The organism is Micromonospora sp. NPDC005291, from assembly GCF_040607415.1.
In the GTDB taxonomy this organism is placed as follows: Bacteria; Actinomycetota; Actinomycetes; order Mycobacteriales; family Micromonosporaceae; genus Micromonospora.
The window spans coordinates 35,445-54,651 of sequence record NZ_JBEXGR010000027.1 but is presented as its reverse complement, the minus strand read 5'-3'; the positions used below and the strand labels follow the sequence as shown (position 1 = coordinate 54,651).

Sequence of the window (19,207 nt, the reverse complement as noted above, 5' to 3'; positions counted from 1 at the left end):
GCGGACACGCAGAGACCCCGGGCAGGCGGACACGCAGAGACCCCGGGCAGGCGGACACGCAGAGACCCCGGGCAGGCGGACACGCAGAGACCCCGGGCAGGCGGACACGCAGAGACCCCGGTGCCGTACCCGGACACGGTGACGGCCGGTGCCCCGACGTACGACCGGTCGTCGCGACCGGTCCGGCCGGGGCGCCGGCCGTCTTCGTCACTTCAGCGCCGGGGCACCGGCAGCGGGCTCACTTCTTCCCGGCGGCCTTGCCGTCGCCGGAGTCGGAGGAGAGGGCGGCGATGAAGGCCTCCTGCGGCACCTCCACCCGGCCGACCATCTTCATCCGCTTCTTGCCTTCCTTCTGCTTCTCCAGCAGCTTGCGCTTACGGCTGATGTCACCGCCGTAGCACTTGGCGAGCACGTCCTTGCGGATCGCCCGGATCGTCTCGCGGGCGATGACCCGACTGCCGATGGCGGCCTGGATCGGCACCTCGAACTGCTGGCGCGGGATCAGGGTGCGCAACTTGGCGGCGATGGTCACGCCGTAGTTGTACGCCTTGTCCTTGTGCACGATGGCGCTGAACGCGTCCACCGGCTCGCCGTGCAGCAGGATGTCCACCTTCACCAGGTCGGACGCCTGCTCGTCGGAGGGCTCGTAATCGAGGGAGGCGTAACCCTTGGTACGGCTCTTCAACTGGTCGAAGAAGTCGTAGATGATCTCGGCGAGGGGCAGCGTGTAGCGCAACTCCACCCGGTCGGCGGAGAGGTAGTCCATGCCCAGCAGGGTGCCCCGCCGACCCTGGCACAGCTCCATCACCGCGCCCACGTAGTCGTTGGGCGTCAGGACGGTGGCCCGCACCACCGGCTCGTACACCTCGGCGATCTTGCCGGTCGGGTACTCGCTGGGGTTGGTGACGACGATCTCCTCGCCGTCGTCGGTGATCGCCCGGTAGACCACGTTCGGCGCCGTGGAGATCAGGTCGAGGTTGTACTCGCGCTCCAGCCGCTCCTGAATGATCTCCAGGTGGAGCAGGCCGAGGAAGCCGCAGCGGAAGCCGAAGCCGAGCGCGCCGGACGTCTCTGGCTCGTAGTCCAGCGCGGCGTCGTTGAGCTTGAGCTTGTCCAGTGCCTCACGCAGGTTGGGGTAGTCCGACCCGTCGATCGGGTAGAGGCCGGAGTAGACCATCGGCTTCGGGTCCTTGTAACCGCCCAAGGCCTCGGTCGCCGGCCGGCTGTTGATGGTGACCGTGTCACCGACCCGGGACTGCCGGACGTCCTTCACACCAGTGATCAGATAGCCGACCTCGCCGACGCCGAGCGCCTCGGCCTTCACCATCTCCGGCGAGATGACGCCGATCTCCAGCAGCTCGTGCACCGCCCCGGTGGACATCATCTTGATCCGGTCCCGGGCGCTGATCCGGCCGTCGATGACCCGTACGTAGGTGACGACACCGCGGTAGACGTCGTACACCGAGTCGAAGATCATCGCTCGGGCGGGCGCCGCGGCGTCGCCGACCGGCGGGATGAACTGCCGGACGATCTCGTCGAGCAGGTACGGAACGCCTTCGCCGGTCTTGCCGGAGACCCGGATGCAGTCGGCCGGGTCGCCGCCGATCAGGTGCGCCAACTCCTCGGCGTACTTCTCCGGCTGGGCGGCCGGCAGGTCGATCTTGTTGAGCACCGGGATGATGCGCAGGTCGTTCTCGAGCGCCAGGTAGAGGTTGGCCAGGGTCTGCGCCTCGATGCCCTGCGCGGCGTCGACCAGCAGCACGGCGCCCTCGCAGGCGGCCAGCGATCGGGACACCTCGTAGGTGAAGTCGACGTGACCAGGGGTGTCGATCATGTTGAGCACCGCGTGCTCGCCGGCCCGCTCACCCTCGCGGATGGTCCACGGCATGCGGACGGCCTGGCTCTTGATGGTGATGCCGCGCTCGCGCTCGATGTCCATCTTGTCCAGGTACTGGGCGCGCATCTGCCGGGGGTCGACCACGCCGGTGAGCTGCAGCATCCGGTCGGCCAGGGTCGACTTTCCGTGGTCGATGTGGGCGATGATGCCGAAGTTCCGGAGGCGACCGGGTTCGGTGGCACCAGGAGCATTCGCGCCGGGATCGAGCTTCGGTGGCACAGCGGTCCGTTCTGGTCGGCTGACGTGAACAGGCCGGCGCGCCGCCGACCCCCTCTATGTTCCCACGCCGCCGGGGTACGTCCGCTGCGCGGGCGACGGATCAGCCCTGGGGCCCTCACTCCACTGGCGGCTCGACGAAGAGCGCGGCCAGCCGGGGCAGCCGACGACGCGCCTCCTCCTCGTCGTCGAAGTCCCAGAAGTCGTTGAGGTCCGGCGTCCGCACCGGATCCCGGTCCGCCGGCAACTCGGTCGCGGTGGCCTTGCGGTACGCGTCCCACGGCACCGACAGCATCCGCTCGGCGGAGAACTCCTCGCCACTGAGCGAGGCCGCCCGCACCTGGGGCAATTCGGCCAGCGAGTCCGGTTCGGCGACCGCGCGGGCGAAGACCGCCCGTCCCTGCGTCATCAGCCAGCCCCGGAAGTGCTCGAAGCCGTCCGCCGAGGCGCCACCGTTGATCAGGTACGCCGCACCCCACAGATCCGCCTTGTGCGAGGCCGCCAGCACCCGCGTCTGATGCCGGGCGTACCCGACGATGTCCTCCGGGTCACGCTCGGCGAGCAGCGCGACGGCCCGCGCGGCGACCGGGCCGGGCTCTCCCCCGCCGCCGGCCCGAGCCTGGTCGATCAGCTGCCAGAAGTCCTCGGTCCTCATGGCTTGGCAGTCTGGCAGTGTCGCCGTGCGTCGCGCACGTACCCCGGGGCAGCATGGTGGGGTGTCCCCTCCCATGCTGCCGCCGGTGCCGTACCACGCGAGCGCGCTGCGACCGTCGTGGCCGACGCTGCCGGCGGCGCTGCGGGCCGCGGTCGCCGAGCGGCTCGGCGCGCCGGTGGTCACCGCCCAGGTCGCGGGCGCGGGCTTCACCCGGGGCTTCGCCGCCGTGCTCGGCACCGCCGACGGTGGCCGGGCCTTCGTGAAGGCGGCATCCGCCGCCGAGCAACCGCACCTGGTCGACTGGTACGCCCGAGAGGCCGCGATCCTGGACCGGCTGCCGACCGACCTGCCGGCGCCCCGCCCCCGGTGGACCCTGTACGAAGCTGGCTGGTTCGTGCTCTGCACCGACGCCGTCGACGGCCACACCCCGCGCCTACCCTGGGTGCCCGCCGAGTTGGACGCCACCCTCGCCGGGTACGCCGACCTCGCCGCCGCCCTGGCCGAACCCCCGGTAGAGCTGACCGCACTCGGCCTGCCGCACCTGGCCGACCTGGCCCGGTCGGACATCCTCTGGTGGGAGGAGGTCGCCGCCGGTCGGGAGCCCACTCCGTCGCTGCCCGCACCGGTCCGGGGCCGACTCCCCGAGCTGGTGGCGCTGGAGTCCCGCCTCCCCCGATATGCCGCCGGCGCGACCGGCCTGATCCACGGCGACCTGCGGATCGACAACGTGCTGATCGACGCGGACGGTCGAGCCTGGTTCTGCGACTGGACCTGGGTCTGTTCCGGGCCGGCCTGGTTCGACCTGGCCGGCCTGCTGCTCACCGCGTACGCCAGCGGGCTGGACGCGGACCGGATCTTCGCCGCGCACCCGGCGACCGCGGGCGCACCCCCGGACGCGCTGGACGCGACCCTGGCGGCTTTGGCCGGGTACTACCTCACCGGCGCCGCTGCGGCACCGCCGACGGCCTCGCCGCACCTGCCCGCCCATCAGCGGTGGAGCGGCGAGCAGTCGCTCGACTGGTTGGCCCGCCGCCAGGGTTGGCGGTGACGCGGGCTGGCCCCCTGCCAGAGCTGGCGGTGACGGGCTGGCCCTCCGCCAAGGCTGATGGCGACCGGTCGGAACGGCCGGGTAATCTGGTCCCCGACGGGCCGGGTCCGTCCGCGCCATGGTCGAGCCGTTTTGGCTCGGCCGGGGCGACCTGATAGCCTGGCTCTTCGCGCAGCGATGACGCATGTTCGTCATCCCGCGCATAAGCTGACCAACCCGAGCTATCAAGACGAGGCTGTCGCGTGGCGAACATCAAGTCCCAGATCAAGCGCAACCGGCAGAACGAGAAGGCCCGGCTGCGCAACAAGTCGGTCAAGTCGTCGCTGAAGACCGCCGTCCGGAAGTTCAACGAGGCTGCTGAGGCCGGTGACGTCGAGAAGGCCACCGCGCTCATGCAGGACGCCTCGCGCAAGCTGGACAAGGCCGTCAGCAAGGGCGTGATCCACTCCAACCAGGCCGCGAACCGCAAGTCCGCGATCGCGAAGCGCGTGGTGGCGCTCTCCGTCTGACGACTTCACCGTCAGATTGATTCGGAAAGCCCCGGGCCTCGGTCCGGGGCTTCCGTATGTCCGCAGGTCGGCCGGTCGACGCTCAGTCTGACGGGTCGGAACGGCGGCTGGGCGGCACCGGTTCGGCAGTGATCACCACACCGGTGACGCTGTGCGAGATCCACTCCACCCGGGCTCGGCCGACCACCGGCTCCATCTGCCGGCGAAAACGGTCGCGTTCCTGCTCGGGCACGAGCGCGGCGGAACGGACCACGATCGCGGCCACCATGTCGTTGAGCTTGACCATCGCCGCCACCACGGCGGGCAGCACCAGCACCGCCCACCAGGTGACCAGCTCGGCGAGGGCGAGCAGCACCGCCAGGGCGATGGTGCCCTCGAAGAACAGGAAGCACAGCACCCCACCGGGGTTGACGAACCGCAGGCCGAGGAGTCGGGCGTAGAGCGGCCGGTAACGCTCCTCGTCGACTCCGATGGTGGCCCACGCCGGGCGGTTCGCCCCCGTCACCTGGCGCTGCCCTGCCGGGCCGCCGCGACCGAGAAGACCGCGCGTTCCAGGGCGTACGCCCGGTCGTCGGAGCCGCCCTTGACGGCCGCGTTGCACTCGGCGGCGACCTGCATGGCCCGGACCAGGCCCTCCGGTGTCCAGCCGCGTCCCTGTCGCTGCGCCCGCTCGATCTTCCAGGCGGGCATGCCGAGGCTGCTGGCGAGCTGGTACGGGTTGCCTCGCCCGGCCGACGCCACCCGTGCCACCGTGCGCACCCCGTCGGCCAGTGCGTCGGCGATGGGCACCGGGTCGACCCCGACGTGCAGGGCCCAGCGCAGCGCCTCCAGCGCCGCCGGCACGTCGCCGACCATGGTGGCGTCCGCCACGGTGAAGCCGGTCACCTCGACCCGGCCCCGGTAGTAACGGCTGACCGTGTCGGCGCCGATCCGCCCGTCGGTGTCGGCGATCAGTTGGGAACAGGCGGCGGCCAGCTCACGCAGGTCGTTGCCGACCGCCGCGATCAGCGCCTCGGCGGCGTCGTCCGTGCACTTCCCGCCAGCTCGACGGACCTCGTCGCGGACGAAGGCCACCCGGTCGCGGTGCCCCTTGAGCTTGGCCGCCGGGACCACCGTCGCGCCGGCCGCCCGCAACCCGTCGGCGAACGCCTTGCCCTTGGCAGCGCCCAGGTGCAGCACCAGGAGTTGGACCTCCGGGTCGGGGTTCTTCGCGTACGCCAGCAGCGCGGCGACCAGGTCTTTGCGGGCGTCCTGGCCGGAGCGCAGGATGAGCAGCCGTCGGCCGCCGAACAGCGAGGGGCTGAGCATCTCGGCGATCTCGCCGACGGTGAGCGCACCGGCCTGGTACTCGCGGACGTCCACCTCGGGGTCGACGCTGCGAACCTTCGCGACAGCTTCGGTGACCGCGCGCGTGGCGAGCAGCTCCTCGTCACCGAGGACGAGCAGAATGGGGGCGAGGCTGGCGGGGGTCACGCCGCCCATATTCGCACGGCCCGCGCCGGGATCGTGCCTGCTCATTCGCTACTTGGTCGGCGCAGCCTGCACTAGGCGCAAATCCCGACATTAATCCTATTTTGCCATTCAATTCGCAATTCACCCACTGATTCAGCCCCAACGCAGGGATGGCTCGACACCCGGCCGACCACCGCATGAAAGCCCCTCGCTTGATCCACACGAGATCAGCGATATCGCGCTGTCGAACCGCCAGTGATACCCCCACGTCGGCGATCCCAATTTGAAGTCCTCGTCGCGTTGCTCCGGCCTATCAGGGTTGTCGGCCCGCTGGCACGCCTCGCCGGGCCACCGCCAGGCCGTCGCTCGTCCGCACCGCCGCCAGGTCGCCGTCGGTGTCGGTGCGCAGCACCCGGGCGCCGCCCCTGCTCAGCCGGGCGAGCAGCCCCGGGTTCGGGTGCCCGTAGGTGTTGCCTGTGCCCACCGGTACGAGCGCGACTGCCGGCCGAACGGCGTCAAGGAAACCCGGGTCCTGGTACGCCGAACCATGGTGGGCGACCTTCAACACGTCCGCCCGTAACTGGCCGGGCGCCGCCCGCTCCACCATCGCGTGCTGCTCCTCGGTCTCCGCGTCGCCAGGCAGCAGGATCCGCACCCCGGCCACCGTGGCGCGCAGCACCAGCGAGTTGTTGTTCGGATCGGATCTCGTGCCGGCGAGCGGGTACGGCGGGCCGAGCACCAGCAGGTCGACTCCACCGATCGGATGTCGCGCACCGGCCACGGTGGTCAGCAGCGCAGCCCTGCCGGCGGTCGCCACCGCCCGGACCAGGTCCCGGCCGCTCTCCGGATCCGTTGATGACGGCATCAGCACGGCGCCCACCCGTCGTCCCCGGAACACGCCGGCCACCCCACCCACGTGGTCGGCGTGGAAGTGGCTGATCACCAGCAGCGGCACCTCCCGTACGCCGAGCCGACGCAGGCAGCCGTCCACCGCCGCAGGCTCCGGCCCGGCGTCCACCACCACCGCCCGCCCGGGGGTGACCGGCAACACCACGGCATCTCCCTGGCCCACCGCGCAGACCACCACCACCCAACCAGCGGGTGGCCAGCCGGAGGCCACCAGCCGGACCGGGAGAGCCCCCAGCAGCGCGCCGACACCAACCACCGCTACCAGCCGACGTACCAGTGGCCGGCGCACCGCGATCAGCAGCGCCACGGTCAACCCGGCCAGCAGCAGCGCCCCCAACGCCCCGCCCGGCCAGGGCAGGTTGCCGGCTGGCAGCCGAGCGCCCTGGTGGGCGATGACGACCAGCCACCAGGCCGGCCAACTCGCCAGCCACGCGGCGAACTCTGCGCCGGCCGGCCAGATCGGCGAGACCATGGCCGCTGCCACACCCAGCATGGTCGCTGGCGCGATGGCCGGCACCGCCAGCAGGTTGGCCGGCACCGCCACCAGGCTGACCGTGCCGGAGATCCCGGCGACGACCGGCCCGCAGGCCAGTTGCGCGGCCGCCGGCACGGCCAACGCCTCGGCCAGCCCTGCCGGCACGCCCCGCCGACGCAGCCCGTCCCGCATGCCGGGCGCGAGCAGCAGCAGACCACCGGTGGCCAGCACCGAGAGCGCGAACCCGGCGTCGCCGGCCAACTCCGGGTCGACCAGCACCAGCACGGTGACGGCGGCAGCCAGCGCGGGCAGTGCGGCCCGGGGACGACCGGCGGCCAGCGCGGCGAGCCCGATCGCCCCCATCGTGGCGGCCCGTACGACGCTCGGCGACGGGCGGACCAGGATGACGAAACCCACCAGCGCCACCCCGCAGAGCCCGACAGCGAGCCACGGGCCGGCCCGTGCCCACCGGGCCAGCAGCAACACCGCGCCCACCACAATTGCCACGTTGGACCCCGAAACGGCATTGAGATGCGTCATCCCGGTGGCCTGGAAATCCGCCTCGACGGCGGGTGGCAACCGGCTGGTGTCCCCCACGACCAGCCCTGGCAACAGCCCGCCCGGATCGTCGGGCAGCGGCGCACAGGCCCGTTGGAGGCCGGCCCGCAGCGTCCCGGCGGCACGCTGCGCCCAGGACGACACACCGTGCCGCTCCGGTGGACCGTTGGTGCTGAGCACCGCCGCGGTGAGGTCACCACCGCGCGGAACGCCGAGGCGTCCCTCGGCGGCGAGGCGCTGCCCGGGCAGCAGACCCTGCCAGGCCGGGTCGGTGGCCAGGACGAGCAGCCGCACCGACGCATGGATCCGACGGCCATCCGGGCCGGTGAGGCGAACCATCTCGGTCGGCACCAGCAGCATGCCCGGCCGGCCGGCGCTCCGGATCGGCCGCGGATCGTCCCGAACCACCAGGTCGGCGGTCACCAGAACGCGCTGCTCGGCCAGGGCGCGGATCGGCGGCGCGTCCCGGACGGCGAGCCGGGCTGCCGTGACCGCCCCTGCGCAGACCACACCGAGGCCGACCGCGACGGCGATCCAGCCGTAGCGGCGGACTGCGGCCCCGGGACGGCCGAGGCGACCGAGCAGGTGCAGGGCGCTGAGGGCCGTCAGGATGGCCGCCACCCCGGCCACCAGCAGGAGCGAGCGGCTGCCGATATGCAGGCCGGCGAGCGCCGTGAGCCAGGCGGCCACGGCCAGCCCGGCGAGCCGCAGATCCGGCGGCAAGGTCTGTTCCTGGGCAACGCTCATGCTCGCCGGCGACGGGTCCCCGGCGACGGGACGGCCGTTCACACCGTCACCAGGTCCTTGAGCTGCTCATACCGTGCGTCGCCGATCCCATCGACCTGGCGCAGGTCGCCGACGGCCTTGAACCCGCCGTGCTGGTCCCTGTGGCTGAGGATCCGCTGGGCGAGCACCGGCCCGACCCCGGGCAGCGCGTCGAGCTGCGCCAGCGTGGCGGTGTTGAGGTTCAGCGGCCCGGCGGCGGGTGCCGCCCCACCCGCCGCCGGCCCGGCCGCACCGCCCGGCACCGGCGGCGGCGTCACCCCGACCACGATCAGCTCGCCGTCGGTGACCTTGCGTGCCGGGTTGAGCAGCGCCACGTCGACCCCGGGGAGCGCACCACCGGCCGCCTGCACCGCGTCGGCGAGCCGGGACCCGGCCGGCAACCGCACCAGACCAGGCCTGCGAACCTTGCCCGCGACCGCCACCACCAAATCGCCGGGGCCGGACGCGCTGGGGTCGCCCACCGGATCGACCGGCGCGGCCTCGCTGACCAGCGGGGTGACCGGCTCCGACTGCGGCCGGGACCGCCAGGCCCAACCGGCCGCGCCCAACACGACCACCACGGCGACGACCGCCAGCGCCCGTACGCCACGCCGCCCGGGATCGAACGCCCCAGGCCCGGGCAGCCGCGAGGCCGCGCTGCCTTCCGCTGCGACGGGTACGCCCGCGCCCGGCTCGGTGAGCGGCACCCCGACCCGGGGCGGCAGCGCGCCCACCAGAGGTACGCCCACGAGCGGCACCCCTGCCGTGGGTGGCGGCACACCCAGCGGCGGGTCCGTCAGCCGGCGCAGGCGCTGGCGTACCTCTGTCTCCTCGTCGTGCGACACAGCGCGACGCTATGGCGACGGCCGGGACAGTGGGGTGTGGCGGCACCGCCCTGTGGACAACCCGCGCCACTGTGGACAACGCCCTGATCAAGCCCTGATCTGCTAAGGAAGACGGCCCGTGGTTCAGGAGTCCAGGCGGGCGAGGGCTCCATCCGCGGACCGCCCGAGGAGCGGTGATCCCTCTTACCCCGAGGGCGCTTTCGCCGTGGTCGAGTGCCGGTTGTGGCAGCAGAGCGTTTGGCCGGTCGCCGGCGTTGAGGCTGCTACAGGTACGGCCGTGTGATGATCTCGATCGCGTGCCCCGCCGGGTCCATGAAGTAGAAGCCCCGCCCACCGTGCTCGGTGTTGGTCTCCCCCTCGCGCTTCATCTGCGGGTCGGCCCAGTACGTGATGCCGCGCCCCTCGACGAACGCCAGACACCTCGGGAACAGCTCGTCGTCGACCAGGAACGCGTAGTGCTGCATCTGGATGTCCACCGGCGGCTCGGCGAACTGCAGTAGTACGCCCTCGTCCAGCTGGATGTTGACGAATGGCCCCCACGAGGGCGCCTCCGGCAGCTCGAACAGCTCCCGGTAGAACGCGGCCGAGGCGTGCTTGTCCTTGGTGGCGATGATGGTGTGGTTGAACGTGACTGTCATGCGTACCGTCTTCCCGGTCGATCCCATGACCCGACCGGAAGCCCCCAGCGTTCACCCAGCCACACCGATGACGAAGCCCCGAGGGCGCCGTCGCCCCGGATTCCGCGCGAGAGACGCGTGCGTCGCGTCGATCTCGGCGTGGTGGCTGAAGTAGCCAGAACCTCCGGGGGGTAGGCCCATCTGGGGCGCGGACGAACGCTAACACGGCGAGCCGGATCGGCTCACGCTCACACCAGCTACTCGCGGGCCTCCGGGTCGAGGCCGAGCACTGCCCGTCCCCCGTCCACCGGCAGCGTCACCCCGTTGATGAAGCTCGCCGCAGGCGACAGCAGGTACGCGACGGCCGATGCCACCTCGTCGGCCCGCCCGATCCGGCCCACCGGGTGCAGCCGGGTCAGCTCGGCGTCGATCCACTCGGCCTGGGTGGGATCCTGCGCGGCCAGGAAGTCGGTGTGCCGCTCGGTGGCGATGGAGCCGAGCGCGACGGCGTTGGCGCGGATACCGTGCCGCCCGTACTCGACCGCCAGCGCCCGGGTCAGCCCCTCAACGGCGGCCTTCGCCGTCGCGTACGGCAGGGCCCCCGACACGGGGCGGCGGGCCTGGTGCGACGAGACGTTGACGATCGCGCCGCCGGCGGAGCGGGCCAGGAACCGGCGGACGGCCACCGCGGCGCCCACCACGGCCGGGCGCAGGTTCAGCCCGATCAGGTCCAGCACCACGTCGGCCGACGCGGAGTGCAGCATGGCGTCGCGGAACACCGCCGCGTTGTTCACCCAGCCGGTCAGGGGCGCGGCGCGTTCGGCCAGCTCGGCGGCGTGTTCGGCCACCCGCTCGTCAGCGGCGTCGCCGACAACGGCGACGAGCCGGTCGGCGGCCGGGTGCCCGGCGAGCCAGTCGACCGCGTCCGCGTCGCGCTCCAGCACGACGACGGTGGCACCGGTCGCCACCAGGCGCTCCACCACGGCCCGCCCGACACCACGGCCGCCCCCGGTCACCACCACGCACGACGTGGGCACTGCTCAGCCCTCCGGTCGGCGGTGGACGACCACGCAGGCCAGGCCCGGGCCGGCGTGCGCGGCGACGACCGCGCCCGCCTCGGAGACGTACGTGTCGTGCAGCCGGTCACCGAGCCGCTCGGTCAGCGCGGCGAGCAGCACCTCGGCCCGTTGCGGCGCGGCCAGGTGGTGCACCCCGAGGTCCACGTCGTCGTCCCCGGCCGCCTCGACGGCCAGCTCGACGAGTCGGGCCACTCCCCGGCTGGCGGTACGGACCTTTTCCCGCAGCACGATCGCCCCGTCCGGCATGTGCATGATCGGCTTGACCGACAGGGCGGTGCCGAACAGTGCCTCGGCCGCGTTGATCCGGCCACCCCGGCGAAGGAACTCCAGCGTGTCGACGTAGAACCAGACGGTGGTCCGTTCGACGGCGGTGAGCGCCGCGTCGCGCACCCCGGACAGGTCGGCGCCACCAGCGGCGGCCGTGGCGGCCGCGATGGCCGGGAACCCCAGCCCCATGCCGGCCGAGCGGCTGTCCACGACCTCGACCCGGCCGTCCAGGTCGGCGGCGGCCAGGCGGGCGGCCTCGACCGTGCCGGACAGCGCGGCGGAGATGTGCACGGAGACGATCCCGTCGGCGCCGGCGTCGAGCAGTTGGCGGTACGTCCGGGCGAACTGCTCGGGCGCGGGGCGGGAGGTGGTCGCCGTGACCCGGCGACCACTCAGCGCCAGGGTGGCGTCGGCCGGCTGGGTCTCCACCCCCTCCAGCCCCTCCGCGCCGTTGAGCACGACGGTCAACGGGACGACGGTCAGCCGGTGTGCCTGCACCAGCTCGGGCGGAAGATAGGCGGTGGAGTCGATGACGACCGCGACTGGCATGCCCGGCACGCTAGCCGATCGAGGCCCCGAACGCCGAAGCGCGAGTGCACCGAGCCGGGACGAGCGCCGTGCTCAGACGGCGTCGACGGTGATCGGGGCGGTGATCAGGCCGACGTTGTGGGCCCGTAACTGCCAACCCCGGACGTCGTCGTGGCGCAGCTCGGTCCAGTGACAGTTGGCCAGGGAGCCGATGCTGCGCAGCACGCTGGACTCCCAGCCGAGCAGGTGACCGACGCCCTGCCGGGAGCCGCCACCGTGGGTGGCGATCACCACAGTGCCGCCGGGTGCCGTGTCAGCGGCCTCCAGTAGCGCGGCGGCCACCCGCTCGCCGAGGTCGTGCAGCGGTTCCAGGTCGGCGCCCGGGGCGGGGTCGCCGGCCCGCCAGCGGGCGTACTCCTCCGGGAAGCGCTCGGCGACCTCGGTGAGGTGCAGACCCTGCCACTGGCCGAAGTGCCGCTCGCGCAGCCGGGCGTCGGTGCGTACCGGCAGCCCCGTCAACGCGGCGAGCGCGGCGGCGGTCTCCGCTGCGCGGCTCAGGTCGCTGGCCACGATGGCGTCGGGCCGCAGCGCCGCGAGCAGCGGGGCGGCGGCGCGGGCCTGGTCGCGACCCAGCGCGTTGAGGGGTACGTCGGTCTGCCCCTGGACGCGGTTGGCGGCGTTCCAGTCGGTGTTGCCGTGCCGCCAGACGATCAGTCGGGTCATTCGGCTGCGGCGGGCCCGCTGGCGTCGGCCTCGACCAGGTCCCGGTCGACGAACGGGATGGTGGGGCAGTCCTTCCAGAGGCGGTCGAGCCCGTAGAACTCGCGCTCCTCGGTGTGCTGGACGTGCACCACGATGTCGACGTAGTCGAGCAGCACCCAGCGGCCACCCCGCTCGCCCTCGCGCCGCACCGGCTTGGCCTTCTCCGGTAGCTCCAGCAGGCTCTCCTCGATGGCGTCGACGATGGCCAGCACCTGACGCTCGTTGGGGGCCGCAGCGAGCACGAACGCGTCGGTGATGGCGAGCTGGTCGCCGACGTCGATGATCGCGATGTCCTGCGCCTTCTTGTCGGCGGCGGCCTGGGCGGCCGCGATAGCCAGCTCGTGAGCGCGTTCGGAAACTGTCACCGTTCTCCTTCGATCAAGCGTGCGATCCTCCAAGCGTCTCATACCCGCCGACGCCTCGACCGGTCAGTTCTGGTCGGTTAGGCGCACAGACAGGGCCATACCGGGCGTGGTCAGCGTTGATAGAGGCTCCGCTTGGCGATGTACTGCACCACACCGTCGGGCACCAGGTACCAGACTGGCTCACCCCGGGCGACCCGGGCGCGGCAGTCGGTCGACGAGATGGACATCGCGGGCACCTGGATCAGGCTGACGGTGTCGGCCGGAAGGTGCTTGTCGGTCAGCGGGAAGCCGGGCCGGGTCACCCCGATGAAGTGGGCCAGCTCGAAGATCTCGTCCAGGTCCTTCCAGGACAGGATGCGTTGCAGCGCGTCCGCGCCGGTGATGAAGAACAGCTGCACCTTGGGGCCGTACTCAGCTTGGAGGTCGCGCAGGGTGTCGACCGTGAAGGTCGGCCCGCTGCGATCGATGTCGACCCGGCTGACCTGGAAGCGGGGGTTGGAGGCGGTGGCGATGACCGTCATGAGGTACCGGTCCTCGGCAGGGCTCACCGGCTCGTCGGCCTTCTGCCACGGCTGCCCGGTGGGGACGAAGACCACCTCGTCCAGGCCGAACCGGTCCGCTACCTCGCTGGCCGCGACGAGGTGCCCGTGGTGGATCGGGTCGAAGGTGCCACCCATGATCCCGATCCGCCGGATATCTTCCTCCACCCCGTGATCGTAGGCCGGACGTCGCGGCGCACCGTTGGGGCCCGGTCCAGGGGTCGCGTTCCGGGCACCCGTGGCCATATACTCGTAGACAAGTAATCGGATACAAGGAATAGGAGGACGTCGTGCCGAAGCGGCGCAAGGTCGGCAACCTGCTGGCGCTGGCCGTGCTGTCCGCCCTGGTCCAGCGGCCCATGCACCCGTACGAGATCGCCACCACACTGCGCACCTGGGGCAAGGACCAGGACATGGAGGTCAAGTGGGGGTCCTTCTACACGGTGATCCGCAACATGGACAAACACCACATGATCGAGGCCGTGGAGAGCCTCCGTGAAGGCCGACGCCCGGAACGCACCGTCTACCGGATCACCGACGCCGGGCGGGCCGAGCTGGTCGACTGGGCCCGCGAGCTGGTCTCCACCCCGATGCCCGAGCATCCCCGCTTCCGCGCCGGCCTGTCCGTGCTCGCCGCACTGCATCCCGACGAGGCCACCGACCTGCTGCGGCGGCGCCTCAACCTGCTGGAGGACGCGATCCGCCAGGACCGCGAAACGCTCGACGCGTACCTGCGGGAGATCCCGCGGCTGTTCCTGGTGGAGTCGGAGTACGACCTGGCCATGCGAGCCGCCGAGGCGGCCTGGCTGCGGGCGCTGCTCGCCGAGCTGACCTCGGGCAGCTACCCAGGGCTCGCCATGTGGCGGGCCTTCCACGAGACCGGCGAGATGCCGGCGGAGCTGACCGAGCTGGCACAGAGGACCAGCACGCCGGACCCCAGCACTCCCGACTGACGGACGGCCCCGGCGGGGTGCGCCAACACCCCGCCGGAGCCCTTACCTCGAACCGACACCTGGAAAGGCACCCGGCCCGAAGCGGCAACACGAGGATAACCGGGTTCCCTCCCAGGTCGGTTCGCCCGCGCACGCACCGACGACACCCAGGGAGAGAGCATGACCACGGTACGAACCGCGATCGTCATCGGCGGCGGCATCGCCGGGCCGGTGACAGCACTCGCGCTGCGCCGCGCCGGCATCACCGCCACCGTCCACGAGGCGTACCCCGCCGCCACCAGCGGCATCGGCGGCACCCTCGCCCTCGCGCCCAACGGGGTGGCGGCGCTGCGCACGGTCGGCGCGGACGAGGCGGTGACGGCGATCGCCACCCCGATCGAGCGCAGCGTCATGGCCGTCGGCCGACGCCGCATCGACCTGCCCACGCTGGCCGGAGTGCCACCGCTGCGCGTGGTGCACCGAGCCGAGCTGCACCGGGTGCTGCACGACCGGGCGGCCGCCGAGGGCGTCCCGTTCGCGTACGGCAAGCGGCTGGTCGACGCCGAGCAGACCGAGAGTGGCGTGACCGCCCGGTTCGAGGACGGCAGCACCGCCACCGCCGACATCCTGATCGGCGCGGACGGCATCCGGTCGACGGTCCGGGGCCTCATCGACCCGGCCGCGCCCGGCCCCCGGTTCACCGGGCTGCTCAGCTTCGAGGCGGTGGCCCGACATGAGGTGGACGTCGAGCCCGGCACGATGACCTTCGCGTTCGGCCGACGCGGCTACTACCTCTACTGGCCGGAGCCCGGCGGCGGCACCCGGTGGGGGGCCAACCTGCCACAGCAGCGGCCGATGAGCATGGTCGAGGCCCGCGCGGTGCCGGCTGCGCAGTGGCTGGAGACGCTGCGCGCCAGCTACGGCGACGACGACCCGGGGCGGGAGCTGATGGCGACCAGCAACGCCGACGAATTGCAGGTGGTCGGGTCGCTGCAGATCATGCCGCCCGTGCCGCACTGGCACCGGGGCCGGATGGTGCTGGTCGGCGACGCGGTGCACGCACCGTCGAACAGCTCCGGGCAGGGCGCGTCGCTGGCCATCGAGAGCGCCGTGCAGCTCGCCCGCTGCCTGCGCGACCTGCCGGACGTGACCTCGGCGTTCGCCGCGTACGAGCGGCTGCGCCGCGCCCGGGTGGAGAAGGTCGCCGCCCGCGCGGCACGGATCAACCACGCCAAGGCGCCGGGGGCGGTCGCCCGGACGCTGATGCCGCTGCTGATGCCCCTGCTGACGCGTACCGCGATGAACCCGGAGAAGACGGTCGCCCACGAGCAGCGCTACGTCATCGACTGGGACGCTCCGGTTACGGCGGAGCCCGCGCTGCGCTGAACCCGGGCGCGGGGTGGCCCGCCAGCCACCCCGCGCCCGACCGGCCCTCAGGCCGCCGCGGCGGCCACCGCCGTCCGGGCGACCAGCGCGCGGCGCAGGTCGTCGTCGGCGTCGATGACCACCCGGCGCAGGCCGGGGGTCAGGTCGTCGCGGGCCAGCAGCGCCGCGGCCGCCTCCCGGGTCGGCTGTGCCACGGCGTAGCGGGGGAACGCCAGGGCCGCCACCCGGTCGGCCGTCCACGGGGTACGCCGACGCGCGGCGGCCGGCATGTCCGCGAAGTACCGCTCGACGTACGCGGCGGTCAGCTCGGCCTGTTCGGGTTGCCAGAACCCCTCGGCGGTCGCCTCCAGCAGCCGGCTGGACAGCTCGGTGTCCCCCACGATGATCTCCCATGCTGCCTGCTTCGCGGCCGGGTCGGGCAGGGCGGCCCGGCAGCGGGCGGCCCGCTCCGCGCCCGTGGAGCTGTTGTCGGCAGCCGCCTCGATGGCGATCTCCGCCTCGCCGGCCGCGCCCAGCACCACCAGTCGGCGCAGCACCGCCCAGCGCAGCTCCGCGTCGACCTTCAGCCCGGCCGGTACGTCCCGGCCGGCGAGCCAGCCGACGAGCAGGTCGGCGTCGGTGGTCGCGGCGATCCAGCCCCGTGCGGCGGCGAGCTGCAACGACTCCCCCGTTGGCGCACCGTCGAGCAACTGCTGGCATGCCCCGGCGACCCGGGCCAGCGCCGCGGACCGGGTCAGCGGGTCGAGGTAGCGGTCGACCAGGGAACGGCTGAGGGTGAGCACGTCCTCCGCGATGATCACCTCGGTCTCGGCGGGCAGCGCGGCGACCATCAGGTCGACCACGCCGGTGACGGGACGCTCCCCGTCGGTCGCCGCGTCCAGTGCCTCGCCCCAGAGGACCGCCCGGGTGAGGGGGTCGGCCAGCCCGGGCAGCACCAGCGGGACGGCGTCCGCCGACACCGGGTCGAGGCGCACCTTGGCGAAGGTGAGATCACCGTCGTTGAGCAGCAGCAGCTGGGCCGCCGGCGCGCCGGTCAGCTCACCCAGCACGGTCCGGCCACCGTCGGCGGTCGGGTCGAGGTCCACCTCGTCGCGCTGCACGGTGCCGTCCACCGAGTAACGGCCCACGCCGATCCGGTGCGGGCGCAGCACCGGGTACGCCTCCGGCGCGGTCTGCACCACGGCCACCTCGGTGTAGCTGCCGTCGGCGTCGACGGCGACCTCGACGCGCAGCGTGTTGACCTGCGGCCGGCGCAACCACACATCGGCCCAGCCGGACAGGTCCCGGCCGCTCGCGGTGGTGAGACTGGCCAACAGGTCGGCGAGGGTGGCGTTGCCGAAGCGGTGTGCGGCGAAGTGCGCGTTCAGGCCGGCGAGGAACGCGTCGTCACCGAGCCACGCGACCAGCTGCCGCAGCACGCTGGCCCCCTTGGCGTACGAGATGCCGTCGAAGTTGAGCAGGCCCTCGTCGGCGTCGGCCACCTCCTTCGGGGCGACCGGGTGGGTGGAGGGGCGCTGGTCGGCGGCGTAGCCCCAGGCCTTGCGACGCATGGCGAAGGTGGTCCACGCCTGGTCGAAGCGGGTCGCCTCGGCGGTGACCCGGGTGCCCAGATATTCGGCGAAGGACTCGTTCAACCACAGGTCGTCCCACCACCGCATGGTGACCAGGTCGCCGAACCACATGTGCGCCATCTCGTGGGCGATGGTGGTGGCCCGAAGCTCACGCTGGGTGTCGGTGACCGCCGAGCGGAACACGTAGTCGTCGCGGAAGGTCACGAGGCCCGGGTTCTCCATCGCGCCGGCGTTGAATTCAGGCACGAACGCCTGGTCGTACTTGCCGAACGGGTAGCGCTCGGTGAAGAGCTGGTGGAACCGGTCCAGGCACTGCCGGGTGATGGTGAAGATCTCGTCGGCGTCGGCGTCCAGGTGCTCGGCGAGCGACCGGCGGCAGTAGATGCCCAGCGGCACGCCGTCGTGCTCGGACCGCCGCACGTGGTACGGCCCGGCGATCAGTGAGAAGAAGTAGGTCGCCAGCGGCGCGGTCGGGGCGAATTCCCAGCGACCGGGAGCGGGGTTGGCGGCCACCTCGGCGTTGCTGGCGACCGTCCAGTCCGCTGGAGCGCTGACCGCGAGGGTGAACGACGCCTTCAGGTCGGGCTGGTCGAAGGCTGCGAAGATGCGCTGCACGCTGTCGAGGAAGGTCATTGCGTAGAGGTAGGTCTCACCGTCGGCCGGGTCGACGAAGCGGTGCATCCCCTCCCCAGTCTTGGAGTACGCCATCTCCGCCTCGACGACCAGCGTGTTCGCCGCGGCCAGGTCACTCAGCGGCAGCCGGTTGTCGGTCAGCAGGGCGGGGTCGAGGTCGCGGTCGTTGAGGCGTACACCCAGCAGTGTGGCGGGCTTGACCTCGGCGAAGGTCGAGGCGCCGGGGGTCGCCCGGAACCGGATCTCGACGCGCGAGTGGAACAGCTCCGTGCCATCGGTCAGGTCGAGGTCCACCTGATAGGACTCGACAGTAATCGCCGCGCCACGCGCGGTCGCCTCTACACGGGTCAGGCTCGGCATCCGCTTATCCTGCCCGATGGGGATCGGCACCCGGTCACCACACGACCCTCGGCACTGGAGGAAAGAACCATGGCGCAGCACCCCAAGGGCGACTTCGACCTCTCTCGGGCGGTCTGGCAGCGGGCCGAGGGGGACACCTCCGACAGCGCCGTTGAGGTCGCCTTCGTCGACGATCTGATCGGGATGCGCAACTCGGCCGAGCCGGCGGGGCCGGTGCTGGTCTTCACCCAGGCCGAGTGGGACGCGTTCGTGGCCGGCGCGCAGGACGGCGAGTTCGACCTGGACTGACCGTCGGACGGCGCAGCCCGCGAGCCTGATGACTCTGGGGCATCGTGATACCGCAGAGTCATCACGCTCCGGCCGGGCGGCTGCCCGACCCCTGGGGGACAGCTCGGTCAGCCGTCACCCCAGCCGAGGCCACCGGGGCCCGGGGCGTGGTGGAAGCCGGGGTGGTCGGCCACGTCGACGCAGCGTTCTCCGTCCGGGCCGACCGCCCCGCAGAACAACCGCTCGGCCCGGTGCCAGGCGTCGGCCGGCGACAGGGCCGCCGCACCGAGCGCCACCTCCGGGCGGAGCAGGTTCAGCGCCTCCGCGTACGCCACTGCCTGCTCGCGGGCGTCGGCCACATCCCGCGCGGTGAAGCCCAGGTGCACGGTGAAGAACCGGTGCGGCCGGGTGGGTCGCCGGGGCGGCCCGATCAATGACCGCGCGTCACGGCCTCCTCCCAGTGCCCCGACGGCCCGCCGCTGCCGCCAGAACGGTGATCTGTTGTCTCGCATCCGCCCTCCCCGTGGTTGCCCCACCAGCAGCAAACCAGGTTCCGACGCCCCTGGGAGGGG

19 protein-coding genes are annotated in these 19,207 nt (G+C 72.4%); 5 read left to right on the top strand and 14 right to left on the bottom strand.

Features of this window, described 5'->3' with window-relative positions; genetic code table 11:
• Nucleotides 1-238: 238 nt before the first annotated feature.
• Nucleotides 239-2,116: a translation elongation factor 4 gene (gene lepA, locus ABZT18_RS27840; protein WP_355252850.1), complete on the bottom strand. Its 1,878-nt coding sequence runs from the start codon at nt 2,114-2,116 to the stop codon at nt 239-241.
• Nucleotides 2,117-2,231: 115 nt separating this feature from the next.
• Entirely contained in the window at nt 2,232-2,768 is a 537-nt protein-coding gene (locus tag ABZT18_RS27835) for a DUF4240 domain-containing protein (protein ID WP_354997198.1), read from the bottom strand.
• A 73-nt stretch (nt 2,769-2,841) separates the two neighbouring features.
• On the opposite strand from ABZT18_RS27835, the gene ABZT18_RS27830 reads away from it, so the two are divergent.
• Together ABZT18_RS27830 and rpsT are read left to right on the top strand one after the other, a co-directional pair.
• The gene (locus tag ABZT18_RS27830; protein WP_354997243.1) at nt 2,842-3,816 is read left to right on the top strand and encodes a phosphotransferase; all 975 of its coding nucleotides are present in this window, start codon (nt 2,842-2,844) and stop codon (nt 3,814-3,816) included.
• A 242-nt stretch (nt 3,817-4,058) separates the two neighbouring features.
• Nucleotides 4,059-4,325, top strand: coding sequence for a 30S ribosomal protein S20 (gene rpsT / locus ABZT18_RS27825; RefSeq protein ID WP_354997199.1), 267 nt, complete (start codon nt 4,059-4,061; stop codon nt 4,323-4,325).
• An 82-nt stretch (nt 4,326-4,407) separates the two neighbouring features.
• Here rpsT and ABZT18_RS27820 read toward each other — a convergent pair whose 3' ends face one another.
• The 10 genes from ABZT18_RS27820 to nadD all read right to left on the bottom strand — a co-directional run bounded on the left by ABZT18_RS27820 (nt 4,408) and on the right by nadD (nt 13,654).
• A complete protein-coding gene (locus ABZT18_RS27820) occupies nt 4,408-4,830 on the bottom strand; it encodes a hypothetical protein (protein WP_354997200.1) in 423 nt (140 codons plus the stop codon).
• Nucleotides 4,827-5,807, bottom strand: coding sequence for a DNA polymerase III subunit delta (holA, locus tag ABZT18_RS27815; protein WP_354997244.1), 981 nt, complete (start codon nt 5,805-5,807; stop codon nt 4,827-4,829). Before holA ends, ABZT18_RS27820 begins: the two co-directional genes overlap by 4 nt.
• A gap of 283 nt (nt 5,808-6,090) precedes the next feature.
• Entirely contained in the window at nt 6,091-8,466 is a 2,376-nt protein-coding gene (locus ABZT18_RS27810; RefSeq protein WP_354997245.1) for a ComEC/Rec2 family competence protein, read from the bottom strand.
• A gap of 38 nt (nt 8,467-8,504) precedes the next feature.
• On the bottom strand, nt 8,505-9,329 hold the full coding sequence (locus tag ABZT18_RS27805) for a ComEA family DNA-binding protein (protein ID WP_354997201.1): 825 nt from the start codon (nt 9,327-9,329) through the stop codon (nt 8,505-8,507).
• Nucleotides 9,330-9,592: 263 nt separating this feature from the next.
• Nucleotides 9,593-9,967 carry a VOC family protein gene (locus ABZT18_RS27800; protein ID WP_354997202.1) on the bottom strand — a complete coding sequence of 125 codons (375 nt, stop codon included), beginning with the start codon at nt 9,965-9,967 and terminating at the stop codon, nt 9,593-9,595.
• A 236-nt stretch (nt 9,968-10,203) separates the two neighbouring features.
• A complete protein-coding gene (locus tag ABZT18_RS27795; protein WP_354997203.1) occupies nt 10,204-10,983 on the bottom strand; it encodes an SDR family oxidoreductase in 780 nt (259 codons plus the stop codon).
• Nucleotides 10,984-10,986: 3 nt separating this feature from the next.
• A complete protein-coding gene (locus ABZT18_RS27790; RefSeq protein WP_354997204.1) occupies nt 10,987-11,841 on the bottom strand; it encodes a DegV family protein in 855 nt (284 codons plus the stop codon).
• A 72-nt stretch (nt 11,842-11,913) separates the two neighbouring features.
• Nucleotides 11,914-12,543, bottom strand: a complete 630-nt coding sequence (locus ABZT18_RS27785; RefSeq protein ID WP_354997205.1) for a histidine phosphatase family protein — start codon at nt 12,541-12,543, stop codon at nt 11,914-11,916.
• Nucleotides 12,540-12,947 (bottom strand): ribosome silencing factor, encoded by a 408-nt coding sequence (gene rsfS, locus ABZT18_RS27780; RefSeq protein ID WP_354997206.1) that lies wholly within the window; start codon nt 12,945-12,947, stop codon nt 12,540-12,542. The genes ABZT18_RS27785 and rsfS overlap by 4 nt, the downstream gene beginning before the upstream one ends.
• A gap of 110 nt (nt 12,948-13,057) precedes the next feature.
• On the bottom strand, nt 13,058-13,654 hold the full coding sequence (nadD, locus tag ABZT18_RS27775; RefSeq protein WP_354997207.1) for a nicotinate-nucleotide adenylyltransferase: 597 nt from the start codon (nt 13,652-13,654) through the stop codon (nt 13,058-13,060).
• Nucleotides 13,655-13,776: 122 nt separating this feature from the next.
• Between nadD and ABZT18_RS27770 the strand changes: the two genes are divergently transcribed.
• Nucleotides 13,777-14,439 (top strand): PadR family transcriptional regulator, encoded by a 663-nt coding sequence (locus tag ABZT18_RS27770; protein WP_354997208.1) that lies wholly within the window; start codon nt 13,777-13,779, stop codon nt 14,437-14,439.
• A 159-nt stretch (nt 14,440-14,598) separates the two neighbouring features.
• Nucleotides 14,599-15,804 carry an FAD-dependent monooxygenase gene (locus ABZT18_RS27765; RefSeq protein WP_354997209.1) on the top strand — a complete coding sequence of 402 codons (1,206 nt, stop codon included), beginning with the start codon at nt 14,599-14,601 and terminating at the stop codon, nt 15,802-15,804.
• 47 nt (nt 15,805-15,851) lie between these two features.
• Here the strand turns inward: ABZT18_RS27765 and pepN are convergent, their stop codons facing one another.
• Complete coding sequence (gene pepN / locus ABZT18_RS27760) at nt 15,852-18,368, bottom strand: aminopeptidase N (protein ID WP_354997210.1); 2,517 nt, start codon at nt 18,366-18,368, stop codon at nt 15,852-15,854.
• Between the two features lie 69 nt (nt 18,369-18,437).
• On the opposite strand from pepN, the gene ABZT18_RS27755 reads away from it, so the two are divergent.
• The gene (locus ABZT18_RS27755; RefSeq protein WP_354997211.1) at nt 18,438-18,656 is read left to right on the top strand and encodes a DUF397 domain-containing protein; all 219 of its coding nucleotides are present in this window, start codon (nt 18,438-18,440) and stop codon (nt 18,654-18,656) included.
• 107 nt (nt 18,657-18,763) lie between these two features.
• Here ABZT18_RS27755 and ABZT18_RS27750 read toward each other — a convergent pair whose 3' ends face one another.
• On the bottom strand, nt 18,764-19,147 hold the full coding sequence (locus tag ABZT18_RS27750) for a hypothetical protein (RefSeq protein WP_354997212.1): 384 nt from the start codon (nt 19,145-19,147) through the stop codon (nt 18,764-18,766).
• Between the last annotated feature and the right edge of the window lie 60 nt (nt 19,148-19,207).